The 13,557-nt window shown below is 68.0% G+C and carries 11 protein-coding genes; 9 read left to right on the top strand and 2 right to left on the bottom strand.

Annotated elements, in window-relative coordinates; all coding sequences use genetic code 11:
- Window positions 1-241 precede the first annotated feature (241 nt).
- Entirely contained in the window at window positions 242-1,630 is a 1,389-nt protein-coding gene (locus tag CFB24_RS00295) for a glutamine synthetase family protein (RefSeq protein ID WP_088518577.1), read from the top strand.
- Window positions 1,627-2,349: a glutamine amidotransferase-related protein gene (locus tag CFB24_RS00290; RefSeq protein WP_206605474.1), complete on the top strand. Its 723-nt coding sequence runs from the start codon at window positions 1,627-1,629 to the stop codon at window positions 2,347-2,349. Before CFB24_RS00295 ends, CFB24_RS00290 begins: the two co-directional genes overlap by 4 nt.
- A gap of 316 nt (window positions 2,350-2,665) precedes the next feature.
- Here the strand turns inward: CFB24_RS00290 and CFB24_RS00285 are convergent, their stop codons facing one another.
- Together CFB24_RS00285 and gabT are read right to left on the bottom strand one after the other, a co-directional pair.
- Window positions 2,666-4,135, bottom strand: coding sequence for an NAD-dependent succinate-semialdehyde dehydrogenase (locus CFB24_RS00285; protein ID WP_088518576.1), 1,470 nt, complete (start codon window positions 4,133-4,135; stop codon window positions 2,666-2,668).
- 77 nt (window positions 4,136-4,212) lie between these two features.
- Window positions 4,213-5,514 carry a 4-aminobutyrate--2-oxoglutarate transaminase gene (gene gabT / locus CFB24_RS00280; protein ID WP_088518575.1) on the bottom strand — a complete coding sequence of 434 codons (1,302 nt, stop codon included), beginning with the start codon at window positions 5,512-5,514 and terminating at the stop codon, window positions 4,213-4,215.
- A gap of 136 nt (window positions 5,515-5,650) precedes the next feature.
- Between gabT and pdxR the strand changes: the two genes are divergently transcribed.
- The 7 genes from pdxR (at window position 5,651) to CFB24_RS00245 (ending at window position 13,484) form a co-directional block, all read left to right on the top strand.
- Window positions 5,651-7,129, top strand: coding sequence for a MocR-like pyridoxine biosynthesis transcription factor PdxR (gene pdxR, locus CFB24_RS00275; protein ID WP_088518574.1), 1,479 nt, complete (start codon window positions 5,651-5,653; stop codon window positions 7,127-7,129).
- 197 nt (window positions 7,130-7,326) lie between these two features.
- Complete coding sequence (gene alr / locus CFB24_RS00270) at window positions 7,327-8,505, top strand: alanine racemase (protein ID WP_088518573.1); 1,179 nt, start codon at window positions 7,327-7,329, stop codon at window positions 8,503-8,505.
- On the top strand, window positions 8,502-9,758 hold the full coding sequence (locus CFB24_RS00265) for a D-amino acid dehydrogenase (RefSeq protein WP_088518572.1): 1,257 nt from the start codon (window positions 8,502-8,504) through the stop codon (window positions 9,756-9,758). The genes alr and CFB24_RS00265 overlap by 4 nt, the downstream gene beginning before the upstream one ends.
- Window positions 9,759-9,830: 72 nt before the next feature.
- Entirely contained in the window at window positions 9,831-10,265 is a 435-nt protein-coding gene (locus CFB24_RS00260; RefSeq protein WP_088518571.1) for a MarR family winged helix-turn-helix transcriptional regulator, read from the top strand.
- Complete coding sequence (locus CFB24_RS00255) at window positions 10,262-12,337, top strand: FUSC family protein (protein WP_088518570.1); 2,076 nt, start codon at window positions 10,262-10,264, stop codon at window positions 12,335-12,337. Before CFB24_RS00260 ends, CFB24_RS00255 begins: the two co-directional genes overlap by 4 nt.
- The gene (locus CFB24_RS00250; protein WP_088518569.1) at window positions 12,334-12,546 is read left to right on the top strand and encodes a DUF1656 domain-containing protein; all 213 of its coding nucleotides are present in this window, start codon (window positions 12,334-12,336) and stop codon (window positions 12,544-12,546) included. Before CFB24_RS00255 ends, CFB24_RS00250 begins: the two co-directional genes overlap by 4 nt.
- On the top strand, window positions 12,543-13,484 hold the full coding sequence (locus tag CFB24_RS00245; protein WP_088518568.1) for an efflux RND transporter periplasmic adaptor subunit: 942 nt from the start codon (window positions 12,543-12,545) through the stop codon (window positions 13,482-13,484). Before CFB24_RS00250 ends, CFB24_RS00245 begins: the two co-directional genes overlap by 4 nt.
- Window positions 13,485-13,557: the final 73 nt, after the last annotated feature.

Raw genomic sequence — 13,557 nt, 5'->3', positions numbered from 1 at the left:
GCGCTGTTCCTGACGTTTTTCGCGCCATGGGCGCGCTTTCTGATGCTTTTCGCGCCATGGGCGCGCTTGCGAAGGTCGAAGCGTTGACGCTGCCGCAAGAATGTGATCAAAATAATCTCGTTCTTGACCAACGCAACACGAAATTGCGCTGGACTCAAGCCCCGTGTCCCCAGCCCTTGCCAACGGCCCATCGGCTCGCCGATGGCGCGCGTGCGCCGCAAGCCGTGCGAGAGAGGTCCGAATGTCCCAGTCCCCGTCCGCCCCCCTGACGCTGGAAAGCGCCCTTCGGGAGCTCGACCGCCATCCGCAAGCGGCCGAAATCGATCTGCTCGCCTGCGACCTCAACGGCATTTTGCGCGGCAAGCGCATCCCGCGCGAGGCGCTCGGCAAGATTTTCTCGGACGGGCTGAAAATGCCGCGCTCGGTGTTGTGCCTGGACATATGGGGCCATGACGCCCACGACAACGGCCTCGTCTGGGAGTCGGGCGACGGCGACGGTTCTTGCAAGCCCTGCGGCGAAGGTCTGGTTCCCGTGCCCTGGAGCCCGAGGCCGCGCCTGCAACTGCTCACCATGATGCAGAATCTCGACGGCACGCCGTTCTCTTGCGATCCGCGCCAGGCGCTGGCCGCCATCGTGAAGCGTTTTCACGCGCTCGGCCTGACCCCGGTGGTGGCGAGCGAGCTGGAATTTTATCTGATGGCCGGCGACAGCGCCGGCGGCGGCCAGCCGCGCCCCCCCGCCGCGCCAAAATCCGGCTATGCGCTCGACGCGCCCCGCGTGTATGCGCTCGACGAACTCGATGAATTCGACGTCGTGCTCACCGCGATTCGCGACGCCTGCGCCGCGCAGAACCTGCCGAGCGAGGCGATCAGCGTCGAGAACGGACGCGGCCAGTTCGAGGTCAACCTGCTGCATGTCGCCGATCCCTTGATCGCTGGCGACCATGCGGTGATGTTGCGCCGCCTCGTGCGCGGCGTCGCCCGCGCCCATGATTTGCACGGCACGTTCATGGCCAAGCCGTATGGCGATTCCGCCGGCAGCGGCCTGCATGTGCATTGCAGCCTGCTCGACAAGGACGGCCGCAACGTGTTCGACGACGGCGGCGACGCCGGGACCGACCTGCTGCGCCACGCCATCGCGGGCATGATCGAGACCATGCCCGAGGCCATGCTGATGCTGGCGCCGAATCTCAATTCCTATCGTCGCCTGCTGCCGGGCCAGCACGCGCCGGTCGCGGCCTCCTGGGCCTATGAGAATCGCACCTCGGCGCTGCGCATCCCCGCCAGCGGGCCGAAGGCGCGCCGCTTCGAGCATCGCGTCGCCGGCGCCGACGCCAATCCCTATCTGGTTCTCGCGGCGATTCTCGCGGGCGCGCTGCACGGCATCGAAACCAAGGCGAATCCGCCCGCGCCGGTCGCCGGCAACGGCTATGCCGACGGCGCCGCCGCGCTGCCGCTGCCGACCACATTTGAAACGGCGGTCGAGGCGTTCGAGCAGGGCAAGATCCTGCGCAAATATTTCGGCGAGGCGTTTATGCGCGCGTTTGGGGCGGTGAAGCGGCAGGAGATGGAAGAATTGCGCCGCCGCGTCACCGACGTCGAATATCAGACCTATCTGGGCTTTCTATGATGCACATTGGCGTATTGGAAACCGGGCGCCCCGCGCCGCAGCTCGTTGCGGCGCATGGCGATTATGTCGATATGGTCACGCGGCTGTTCGCGGGAGAAAGCGACATCCGCTTCAGCCGTTATTGGCTGCAAGAGGAGCCGCTGCCCGCGCTTGAAGCCTGCGACGCCTATGTCATCACGGGCTCGCGCTGTTCGGTGCTGGACGAGGCGCCGTGGATGTTGGCGCTGGAGGACTTTTTGCGTCGCGCTCAGGCCGCGCGCCGCCGTGTGATCGGCATTTGCTTCGGCCATCAGATTCTCGCCAAGGCGCTAGGCGGCCGGGTGGAAAAAGCCGCCGCCGGCTGGCGTCTCGGCCTCAACTCCTACGCGCTCTATGGCGCGCCGGACTGGCTGAACGGAGCCAAAGTTCTGCGCATCAACGCCATTCATCAGGATCAGGTGGTGGTGGCGCCCGAGGGCGCGCGAAAATTCGCCACTGGCGTCGATTGCCCGGTGGCTGCGCTGGCCTATGACGATTGGGCGGTGAGCGTGCAGGCCCACCCGGAATTCACCATGGAGTTCGAGCGGTCGCTGCTGACCACGCTGCGCGGCGTGACGCTTTCGGAAGGTTTGGCGGATCAGGCGCTGGCGACGCTCGACGCGCCCGGCGCGCAGACCGATTCCGCCGACATCGCCAAGGGGTTCGCGGCGTTTTTGCGAAAGGGCCAGCGCGCCGATTGAGCGCGCCCGCCCTCGCCAGCGCAGCGATTCCGTCCAGAATTCTCTCAGGCGGCGATGGCGTGTTTTTGGGCGGCGATGCGTCAGACGGAAACGCCTGGATGGATTCGGCGTCGCGGACCCACGCCCGTGATAGCGAGCGAAGCGAAGCAATCCACCCTGCGATAGCGCGCGACATCCTCAGGACTTCGCGGCCACCGACTGTCGGCTTCGGGAGCGCCGATGAGTGGATTGCTTCACTTCGCTCGCTATGCGCTGGAAATGTGTCGTGGGAATGTCAAGGCGGCGCGCAGGGCGCCGCCTCGAAGCGTTTCGTGCGTTACAGCCCGGCCATCGCCAGCATTTTCACGACGAGATATTCCTCCACGCCGAGCCGCGAGCCTTCGCGGCCGAAGCCGGACTGCTTGACGCCGCCGAACGGCGCGACTTCGTTGGAGAAGGCGCCGGTGTTGATGGCGACCATGCCGTAATCCAGCGCCTCCGCCACCCGCCAGACCCGCCCGATGTCGCGGGCGAAGAAATAGGCGGCGAGGCCGTACTCCGTGTCATTGGCGAGGCGGATCACCTCGGCTTCGTCGGAGAAGCGGAACACCGGCGCCACCGGGCCGAAAATCTCCTCCTTGGCGAAGCGCATGTCGGCCTTGGCGTCGGCGATCACGGTCGGCGCGAAGAAATTGGCGCCGGCCGGATGCGGCGCGCCGCCGGTCACGACGCGGCCACCCTTGTCGCGGGCGTCGGCGACCAGCGCCGTCACCTTGGCGATCGCCGCCGCATTGATCAGCGGCCCCTGGGTGACGTTGGGTTTTGCGCCTTCGCCAACCACAAGCTTGCCCACGGCCTCCGCGAATTTCTCGACGAAGGCGTCGTAGATTTTATCCTGCACATAGAACCGGTTGGCGCAGACGCAGGTCTGGCCGGAATTGCGGAATTTCGACGCGAGCGCCCCGGTCACGGCGGCGTCGAGATCGGCGTCGTCGAACACGATAAACGGCGCGTTGCCGCCCAACTCCAGCGACAGCTTTTTCACCGTCGGCGCGCACTGAGCGTACAAAAGTTTGCCGGTCTGCGTCGAGCCCGTAAAGCTGAGTTTGCGCACGGTGGGATTGGAAGTGAGTTCGCCGCCGATGCTCTTGGGATCGCCGGTGACGACCTGGAACAGGGCGCCGGGAATGCCCGCGCGCTCGGCCAGCACAGCCAGCGCCAGCGCGGAAAACGGCGTGGCTTCCGCCGGCTTGACGATCATCGGGCAGCCTACGGCCAGCGCCGGTCCGACTTTTCGCGTGATCATCGCCAGCGGGAAATTCCACGGCGTGATCGCGGCGCACACGCCGATCGGCTCGCGCAGCGCGATCAGGCGACGGTCATTGGTCGGGGAGGGAATGGTCTCGCCATAGACGCGCTTGGCCTCCTCGGCGAACCAGTCGAGGAACGAGGCGGCGTAGGAAACTTCGCCGCGCGCTTCCGCCAGCGGCTTGCCCTGTTCCGCCGTCATGATCTGGGCGAGATCCTCGGCGTTTTCCAGCATCAGGTCGCGCCAGCGCAGCAGCAGGGCGGCGCGCTCCTTGGCGGCGCGTTTGCGCCAGTCGGGGAAGGCGGCTTCGGCCGAATCAATGGCCTGTTTCGTTTCGGCGGCGCCCAGCAGCGGAACGTGGCCGATCAGAGCGCCGGTCGCCGGATTATGCACGGCGAAACGCTCGGCGCCCTGAATCCAGGCGCCGGCGACATAGGCGGCTTCGCGCAGCAGAGTGGGGTCGCGCAAGGCGAGGGGAGGCGTGACGGGTGAGTTCATGATGCGCTCGGCGGTTTTGTTCGAGAATTAGCTATATAGGCGCCCTCGCGCCTTTCGGCATGAGGGCGCCCAAATTGTCAGGCCTGCGCCAGCGCGGTGGTCAGAATGTCCAGCGCTTCCGTGAACACCGCGTCGGGCGTGGTCAGCGGATAGAGGAAGCGGATGACATTGCCGTACGTGCCGCAGGTCAGCAGGATCAGCCCGCTCTTCAGCGCGGCGGCCTGCACCTTCTTGGCGATCGCCGGAGCCGGCTCATGGGTCTTGGGGTCGACGAATTCGACCGCCACCATAGAGCCGAGGCCGCGCACGTCGCCGACCGCCGGATGCGCCGCCGCGCGCACCGCGCTCTTGAGGCGCTCGCCCAGCTCATTGGCGCGGGCGACCAGTTTTTCCTCATCGATGATGTCGATCACCGCATGGGCGGCGGCGACGGCGAGCGGGTTGCCGGCATAGGTGCCGCCGAGGCCGCCCGGGCCGGGCGCGTCCATGATTTCGGCGCGGCCGACCACGCCCGACAGCGGCATGCCCGCCGCGAGGCTCTTGGCGAAGGTCATCAGATCGACCGGCACGCCGAAATGCTCGACGGCGAAGAACTTGCCGGTGCGGGCGAAGCCGCTCTGCACTTCGTCCGCGATCAAGAGGATGCCATGCTCATCGGCGATGGCGCGCAGGCCCTCGACGAATTCCTTCGACGCCGGCACAAAACCGCCTTCGCCCTGCACCGGCTCGAAAATGATCGCGGCGACGCGCTGCGGGTCGATGTCGTTCTTGAACAGCTTTTTCAGGCTCGCCAGCGAATCCGCGACGCTCACGCCGTGCATCGCGTCGGGATAGGCGGCGTGGTAAATGTCGCCGGGGAAGGGGCCGAAGCCGATCTTGTAGGGCGCCACCTTGCCGGTGAGGGCCATGGTCAGCGAGGTCCGGCCGTGGAAGGCGCCGCCGAAGGCGATCACGCCCGGACGGCCCGTGGCGAAGCGGGCGATCTTCACCGCATTCTCGACCGCCTCGGCGCCGGTGGTGAGGAAAATGGTCTTCTTGGCGTGGGCGCCCGGCGCGCGCGCGGCGATTTTCTCCGCCAGCGACACATAGGAGGAATAGGGCGCGACCTGGTAGCAGGTGTGCAGGAACTGATCGATCTGCGCCTTGATCGCCGCGACCACGCGGGGGTGGCGATGGCCGACGTTCAGCACGGCGATGCCGGCGGCGAAGTCGATGTAGCGCTTGCCTTCGATGTCCCAGATTTCGGCGTTTTCGGCGCGGTCGATGTAGAAGTCGCCGAGGACGGACACGCCGCGCGGGGTGGCGGCGAGGCGGCGGGCCTCCCAGTCCGCATTGGTTTCAGCGGGGGCGGCGGCGCGCAGGGCGGAAGACTGGGGCATAATCAGCTCATGTGAATGGAGGACAGGGCCGCAAGTCGCGGCATGAGTCGAATCTAGCGCAAAGTGGTCCTGTCTCGAAGGGCCACTTGTTGAAATAAGATGGCGCCACTATTGTGCCGCTCAAAAGGGAAAGACGATGAGCGGAGGGGCGTTATCGGATTGGTTGCAGCAGGGGCTCGACCGCGCGAGCGACCAGCCGCTGTACCGGCAATTGCGCGATCTGCTGCTGCAGGCGGCGATGCAGGGGCGGTTGCCGGCCGGCGCGAAAATGCCGTCGTCGCGGGTTTTGGCGCGCGAGCTTGGCATAGGGCGCAACACCGTCACGGAAGTTTATGAGACGCTGATCGCGGAAGGATGCCTGCACGGGCGCGGCGGCAGCGGCACCTATGTCGCCGATCTCGCGGGCGACCGGATGCCGGAGCCGGAGGTCGCCGCCTCCGTCGAGTCGGAGGCGCCGCCCGCCCTGTCGCAGCGCGGAAAATTGTTGCGAGAGGGGGCGGGGTTTTCGCCGCATCAATGGGGCGCCTTCATGCCCGGCGTTCCCGATGTCAGCGAGTTTCCGGCGCAGGTTTGGGGGCGGCTGCTCAGCCGCGCCTGGCGCCGCCCGCCGCCCGAGCGCATGACCTATGCGCCGCCCGGCGGATTGCTCGAATTGCGCGCCGCCATCGCCGCGCATTTGCGCGACGCGCGCTCGCTCAATTGCGCGCCGGAACAGGTGGTGATCACCACCGGCAGCCACCAGTCGGTCGATCTCGCCGCGCGCATGTTGCTCGATCCCGGTGATTGCGTCTGGCTGGAAGACCCGTGCTACTGGGGCCTGCGCAGCGGGCTGCAATCGCTCGATCTCGACCTGCGCGCGGCGCCGGTCGATGGCGAGGGGCTGAATTGCGCCCTGGCCGAACATCTGCCGCCGCCGCGCATGGTGATCGTCACGCCGTCGCATCAATATCCGCTGGGCTCGGTGATGAGTCTGGCGCGTCGGCAAACGCTGCTGGAGCGGGCGCGGCGCTGGGGCGCCGTCATCGTCGAGGACGATTACGACAGCGAGTTCCGCTATGGAACCCGGCCGATTCCCTGTTTGCAGGGCCTCGATCGCGGCGGCCGCGTGATCTATGTCGGCAGCTTCTCCAAAACCCTGTTTCCGGGCCTGCGCGTCGGCTATCTGGTGGCGCCCCCCGCTTTGGCCGAGGCGCTGGCCGACGGCTCGGCGGAGCTTTACCGCGAGGGCCAGCAGATCACCCAGGCCGTGCTGGCCGATTTCATCCGCGAGGGCCATTTTGGCGCGCATATCCGGCGGATGCGCGGGCTTTACGGGTCGCGCCGGCAAATTCTGCGCGACGCCATCGAGAAGGAGTTTGGCGGCGCCTTGCAGGCCAGCGGCGACAACGCCGGGCTGCACCTGATCCTGCGCCTGCCCGACGGCGCCGACGACCGACGCATCGCCGCCGAAATCCTCGCCGCCGGGTTGTCCACGCGGCCGCTGAGCCGCTATTTCGCCGATCCGCACACGGCGCCGTCCGGTCTGCTGCTGGGCTATGCCGGCGTGAAAGAGGAGGCGATCGGGCCGGCGTTTTCGCGGCTGGCCGAGGTGCTGCGGCGTCATCTGGTGTTATGAAACTGTTACAGTGTAATTAATTTGATACATACTATAAGGCTATGTAATTAAACGATCTTTTTCGTTGATGTGGAAAGCCGTTCCAAACCGTTGGCGCCCCTGCCGTGTCGGGTTTTTCTAACTATCTGAATTAAAACAACAATTTTTCCGGCACGCTTCCTGCGACGTGGGTCCCGACACAGCCGCAGGGAAGGCCGATGAACCAGATCACCTCGATATTTTCCGCAACGCGCCGGACCGCGCCGGCCAAAGAAGCCGTTCGCGCCGGCGTGGGCGCCGCGCTCGACATTGATCTCGACGCCATCGTCGCCAACCGCCGCCTGCTGATCGCGCGGGCCGGGGGCGTGGACAGCGCCGCGGTGGTCAAGGCCGACGCTTACGGGCTTGGCGCGCAGGCGGTCGCCGCCGCGCTGTCTGCTGATGGCTGCCGCAACTTTTTCGTCGCGCATATCGAGGAGGGCGTGGCGCTGCGCGCCGCCGTTCCCACCGCTTCGATTTTCGTGCTGCATGGCGTCGCGCCCGGCGCCGAGGGCGCGATGTGCGCCTATGGCCTGATCCCCGTAATCTCCACGCTCGCGCAGATCTCCCTGTGGCGCGAGCGCGCGGCGCGGCGCGGCAAGGCGCTGCCGGCGGCGCTGCATGTCGACACCGGCATGGCGCGGCTCGGCCTGTCGGAAGTCGAGGTCGACGCGCTCGCGGCCGATCCGTCCTTGCTTGCGGGCCTCGATCTGCGGCTGGTGATCAGCCACCTCGCCGCCGCCGAGGAAAAGGACAATCCGTCCAATGAGGCGCAGCGAGAAAGATTTGAAATCCTGCGCAAGCGTCTGCCGGCGGCGCCGGCCTCGCTGGCCAATTCCTCCGGCGTGTTTCTCGGCGCCGGCTATCATTTCGACCTGCTGCGCCCCGGCGCGGCGCTCTACGGAATCGCGCCGCGCGTCGGCGAGCCGAATCCGCTGGCGCCGGTCGTCAAACTGTCGGCGCGGGTGCTGCGGGTGGACACGCTGCCGGCGCACACTGCGGTCGGCTATAACGGGCGCCATGTCACGACGGCGCCGAGCCGCATCGCCACGCTGTCGCTCGGCTATGCCGACGGCTTTTTCCGCGCGCTGGGCAACGCCCGCGCCAACGCCGGTTTCGCCGGCCAGAAACTGCCGATCGTCGGCAATGTCTCCATGGACATGATCACGGCGGACGCCACCGCGCTGCCGGAAGGGCGGCTGCGCGAGGGCGATTTCGTCGACGTGATCGGCGGCGACGCTGATGGCGTCGATGCGCTCGCCCGGGCCGCCGGAACCATCGGCTACGAAATTCTCACCGCGCTCGGCGCGCGGCTGCAGCGCCGCCATTTCTCCAGCAACGAAGGACGACTCGCATGAAAATCCTGGTTCTCGGCAGCGGCGTGGTGGGAACCACCACCGCCTATTATCTCGCCAGGGCGGGCCATGAGGTCGAGGTGATCGACCGCCAGCCGGCCTCGGCGCTTGAAACCAGCTACGCCAACGCCGGTGAGATTTCGCCCGGCTATAGCGCGCCCTGGGCGGCGCCGGGCATTCCGTGGAAGGCGGTCAAGTGGATGTTCGCCGCCCATGCGCCGCTGGCGATCCGGCCCAAGCTCGACCCCGCGATGTGGCGCTGGATGGGCCAGATGCTCGGCAATTGCAACGCCAAGGCCTATGCGGTCAACAAGGCGCGCATGGTGCGCGTCGCCGAATACAGCCGCGACGTGCTGAAGGCGCTGCGGGCCGAAACCGGCATCGCCTATGACGAGCGCGCGCGCGGCACGCTGGAGGTGTTCCGCAACCAGAAGCAGATCGACGGTCTCGCCAAGGATCTGGCGGTGCTGGATTCCTTCGGCGTGCCCTATGAAATGCTCGACCGCGCCGGCTGCGTCGCGCACGAACCCGCGCTCGGGCTGGTGTCGGAGAAGATTCTCGGCGGCCTGCTGCTGCCGGGCGACGAAACCGGCGATTGTTTCCTGTTCACCCAGCGGCTTTCGGCGCTGGCGCAGGATCTCGGCGTAAAATTCAGCTATGGCGCCAGCGTGTTCGGGCTGGTTGTGGACGGCGGCCGCGTCACCGGCGTCGAGACGTCCGAGGGCGTGCGCAAGGGCGACGCGGTGGTGGTCGCGCTCGGCTCCTATTCGCCGCATCTGGTGCGTCCGCTGGGGATTTCCCTGCCGGTCTATCCCGTCAAGGGCTATTCGCTGACCCTGCCGATCACCAACCCCGACGGCGCGCCGGTCTCGACCGTGATGGACGAGGCGTACAAGGTGGCGGTCACCCGGCTCGGCGACCGCATCCGCGTCGCCGGCATGGCCGAGATCTGCGGCTTCGACCTCGAATTGCGCGAGAAGCGCCGCGCCACCATCGCCCATGTCGTCTCCGACCTGTTCCCCCAGGGCGGCGACGTCGATACGGCTGAATTCTGGTGCGGGCTGCGGCCGATGACGCCCGACGGCTCTCCGGTGATCGGCGCGACCGGCGTCAATGGCCTCTATCTCAACACCGGCCACGGCACACTCGGCTGGACCATGGCCTGCGGCTCCGCGCGCTTCCTCGCCGACGTGGTGTCGGGACGCGCGCCGGAAATCTCGTCGGAGGGGCTGGGCGTCGACCGCTACGCTGCCTGAACGGCAGGGGGGTTGATCGTCGGACCGGATCGGTCTATGTCGTTCGCATCCTATCTATTAGCAAGCGAACGAATGTCGTCCGACTGGTTCTTCGAGCAGGCGTTGGTGCTGCCGCGCCGCGCCCGCGTCCTCATCAACGCTCAGGTCGAGAGCCTGGGCCTCACCAGCGCCACCGCCCGGCCGCTCTATTTTCTGGGGCGGCTCGGCGACGGCGTCCGCGCCAAGGATTTGGCCGAGGCGCTGGAGCTGGAGCGGCCGTCGCTGGTGGCGCTGCTCGACCGTCTCGAAGCGGGCGGGCTGATCGAGCGCCGCGAAGACCCGGTCGACCGGCGCGGCAAGACCCTGCACCTCACCCCGCACGGCAAGGCGATCTACCTCAAGGCCGACGCCTTGGTGCGCGAGGTGCGCCGCGCCATCCTTGAAGGCGTGGCGCCGGAGGATCTCGAAGCCTGCCGCCGCGTGTTCGACCGCGCCTTCGCTAATTTCGAGAGGCTGCGCGGCGCATGATCGCGTGGGTGCTCGAAAAACTGATCGTCGTCCGGGATTTCATGGCGCGGCCGGCGCTGCTCGCCCATGCGGCGCGCACCACGCTGGCGGCGCTGCTCGCCCTCTATCTCGCCTTCGCGCTGCAGCTCGACACGCCCTATTCGGCCATGGTCACGGTGATGATCGTGTCGCATCCGGTGCAGGGCTCGATCCTCGCCAAAAGCCTCTGGCGGCTCGGCGGCACGCTGCTCGGCGGCGCGGCGGCGGTCGTGCTGATGGCGCTGGCGCCGCAGACGCCCTGGCTCTATCTGGCGGGGCTGGCGGTCTGGGTCGGCCTCGGCGCCGCGGCCTCGACGCTGCTGCGCGGCTTCCGCTCCTATGGCGCGGTTCTGGCGGGCTATACGGTGGCGCTGATCCTGCCCTTCGCCGTCTCCGATCCCAACAGCATTTTCCTGGTGGTCACGCGCCGCGTCGCCGTGGTTTCGCTCGGCATCGTCTGCTCGGCCTTCGTCTCCGCCGCGCTGGTGCGCCCCACGGCGGAGCGCGGCCTGGAGCGCCTGCTCGCCGGCCTGCTGCGCGATCTCGTCGCCTATGCGCGGATCGGGCTCGATCCGGGGCAGGGCGAGGCGCTGCGGCCGTTGCGCAACGCGCTGGGCGCGAAAATCGGCGCGCTCGAAACCGCGATCCAGTTCGCCGCCGCCGAAATGCCGGAGCGGGCGTTGCAAGCGACCGCGCTGCGTGAGGCCGCCGCCGGCATGTTCGGCGCGATCACCGCCGCCGCCGCGCTGACCGAGGCCCCGCCGGCGCATGGCCCGGCGCTGTCGGCGCTGCTGGCGGAAACCCGCGAAGCGCTCGATCTGGCGGCGCAAAGCCTTGCGGGCCAGGCGGGTCCGGCCCAAGAGGGCGGCGCGCGAGACGGCGCGGGATTAGGCGGCGCCATCGACCGGCTCGACGCGCTGCGCGTCCGCACCCAGGCGGCGCTGGTCGCCCCCGAATCCCTCAACGATTCCGATGCGCTTCTCGTGGGCGACCGCCTCGCCGACCTGCTCGGCGAGCTGGTGCGCGCCCTGTCCGGCCTCGATGTGTCGCGCCACGGCATCGTGCGCGAGGGGCCGCAGCGCAACGCCATCCATCTCGACACCGAATGGGCCGTGCGCAACGGCGTGCGCGGCGCGCTGGCGGTGATGCTCGGCGGCGCGATGTGGTTCGAGACCGCCTGGCCCTCGGGCGCGATGATGCTGGCGGGCCTGACTCCCAACGTCGTGCTGCTGTCGCTGCGCGAGCGCCCGTCGAGCGATGCGATCCATCTGCTGTGGGGCATCGCGCTGGGGTCGCTGCTCGGGCTGTTCTACCTGCTGTGGGTTCTGCCGCAGATCACCGACTTTCCGCTGCTGGCGCTGTGGCTGGCTCCGCCGGTGTTCCTCGCCGCCGCCGCCATGACCGCGCCGCCGACCATGTTCTACGCCATCGGCTTCATCGTGTTCTTCATCACCCTGCTGATGCCGAGCAATCCGATGGTCTACGACCCCGCCTTCTTCCTCGACTCCGCCTTCGCCACCCTGGTCGGCGCGGCGCTCACCGTGCTGGTGCATCGCTACATTCTGCCGGTGGATTCGCGCGCCCTGCGCCGGCATCTGCTGTCGGAGATTTCCGCCGATTTCGCCCGCGCCTTCGCGGCGCAGGAGCCGGAGGCGGTGGCGTGGGAGACGCGGATGCACGACCGCATGCGCCTGCTGGCCGCGCGGCTGCGCGCCGCCAACGTGCCCGCCGAACTCACCCTGCGCAACGGCTTCGCCGCGCTGCGCCTGGGCCGCGACGTGCTGCGGCTGCGCTTCCTGCTGGCCGGGGACGCCTGGGCGACGCAACGCGTGCTCGACGCCATCGTCGCCCGCATCGCCGGCGAGCGGGCGGCGCTGGCCAACGCCGCTTTGTTCCTGCACGCCCGCGCCGACCTGCCCGACGAGGCCGAGCGCGCCGCCGGACTGCGCCGCGCCGCCGCGTTGCTGCCCGCGGTCGAGTCGCTCGCCCGGCTGCACCGCCATTTCTTCCGCCAGGCTCTCTCTCGCGAGCCTCTGCCGAAAGCTTCGTCATGATCCATGAACTCAACCTGTTCGGCGTCTATCTCGCGCCCTTTGTCGGCGATTACGCCCTCGCCCTGCTGCTGTTTCTGCCATTGCGCGCGCTCGCCGCCCGCGTCGGCGCGCTGCGCCTGTTCTGGCGCCCGGTGTTCGCCGAAATCCTGCTGTTCGCCTGTTGCCTCGCCCTGATCGCCTTCCTCCCGAAACCCCAAGCCGCCTTATGACCATCGACGCCAAATTCTTTCGCCGCTTCCGCACTTTTGCGCTTTCCGGCGCGGCCCTGCTCGCCGCCGTGCTGCTCGCCACCGCGCTGTGGCGGCACTACATGATCTCGCCCTGGACCCGCGACGGCCGCGTCCGCGCGGAAACCGTCAGCATCGCGCCCGAAGTGGCGGGAACTGTCACCGACCTGCGCGTCAGCGACAACCAGGGCGTCCACAAGGGCGACGTGCTGTTCGTGATCGACCCGCGCTCGTACAGAATCGCCGTGGACGCCGCCAAGGCCGCGCTGGAGGCCAAGCAGCACGCCGCCGACCTCGCCGAGGAAAAGGCGAAACGCCGGGCGCAGCTGAGCGATCTGTCCGTCTCCACCGAGGAGAAGCGGCAGTACCATCTCGATTCGCGCGCCGCCGCCGCGAGCGTGGACGAGGCGCGCGCCGCGCTGGCCGCCGCCGAACTCAATCTCGAACGCACAGTGGTGCGGTCGCCGGTCAATGGCGTGGTGACCAACCTGCATCTGCGCCGGGGCGACTTTCTCGGCGCCGGTCAGGCCAGCCTCGCCGTCATCGACAGCGAATCCTACTGGCTCGCCGGCTATTTCGAGGAGACCCAGCTCGCCGCCATCCATCCCGGCGACGAGGCGCATTTCGTGCTGATGGGCTATCCCGACCGGGTGTTCGGCGGCAAGGTGGACAGCATCAGCCGCGGCATCGCCGACCAGGACGGCGGCGCGGGCGGCGCCGCGCTCGCCAACGTCAATCCCGTCTTCACCTGGGTGCGGCTGGCCCAGCGCATTCCCGTGCGCATCGCCTTGGGCGAGGTGTCTGACGAAACGCCGATGCGCGCCGGCCTCACCGCGACCATTTCCATCGGCCCGCGCGAAACGCTCGGCGCGGAACTCGCCTGGGCGTGGCGGTTCTGGACGCGCGGCTGGCGCTATTGATTTCGTGGGGAAACTGCGGCAAAAATACGGCCGTGTCATACAAACGTAATGTGCTTGACGATAGTGCAGGTCC

Source organism: Rhodoblastus acidophilus (assembly GCF_900187365.1).
In the GTDB taxonomy this organism is placed as follows: domain Bacteria; phylum Pseudomonadota; class Alphaproteobacteria; order Rhizobiales; family Beijerinckiaceae; genus Rhodoblastus; species Rhodoblastus acidophilus.
Note: the sequence above shows the minus strand (reverse complement) of the source record. Positions and strands in the feature narration are given on the sequence as shown.

What these genes read in the sequence shown, in the direction of transcription:
- alr (WP_088518573.1), top strand. Translation starts at nt 7,327, where the DNA reads ATGAACCAGATCACCTCGATATTTTCCGCAACGCGCCGGACCGCGCCG.
- CFB24_RS00265 (WP_088518572.1), top strand. Translation starts at nt 8,502, where the DNA reads ATGAAAATCCTGGTTCTCGGCAGCGGCGTGGTGGGAACCACCACCGCC.
- pdxR (WP_088518574.1), top strand. Translation starts at nt 5,651, where the DNA reads ATGAGCGGAGGGGCGTTATCGGATTGGTTGCAGCAGGGGCTCGACCGC.
- CFB24_RS00285 (WP_088518576.1), bottom strand. Translation starts at nt 4,135, where the DNA reads ATGAACTCACCCGTCACGCCTCCCCTCGCCTTGCGCGACCCCACTCTG.
- CFB24_RS00260 (WP_088518571.1), top strand. Translation starts at nt 9,831, where the DNA reads ATGTCGTCCGACTGGTTCTTCGAGCAGGCGTTGGTGCTGCCGCGCCGC.
- CFB24_RS00245 (WP_088518568.1), top strand. Translation starts at nt 12,543, where the DNA reads ATGACCATCGACGCCAAATTCTTTCGCCGCTTCCGCACTTTTGCGCTT.
- gabT (WP_088518575.1), bottom strand. Translation starts at nt 5,514, where the DNA reads ATGCCCCAGTCTTCCGCCCTGCGCGCCGCCGCCCCCGCTGAAACCAAT.
- CFB24_RS00295 (WP_088518577.1), top strand. Translation starts at nt 242, where the DNA reads ATGTCCCAGTCCCCGTCCGCCCCCCTGACGCTGGAAAGCGCCCTTCGG.
- CFB24_RS00250 (WP_088518569.1), top strand. Translation starts at nt 12,334, where the DNA reads ATGATCCATGAACTCAACCTGTTCGGCGTCTATCTCGCGCCCTTTGTC.
- CFB24_RS00290 (WP_206605474.1), top strand. Translation starts at nt 1,627, where the DNA reads ATGATGCACATTGGCGTATTGGAAACCGGGCGCCCCGCGCCGCAGCTC.
- CFB24_RS00255 (WP_088518570.1), top strand. Translation starts at nt 10,262, where the DNA reads ATGATCGCGTGGGTGCTCGAAAAACTGATCGTCGTCCGGGATTTCATG.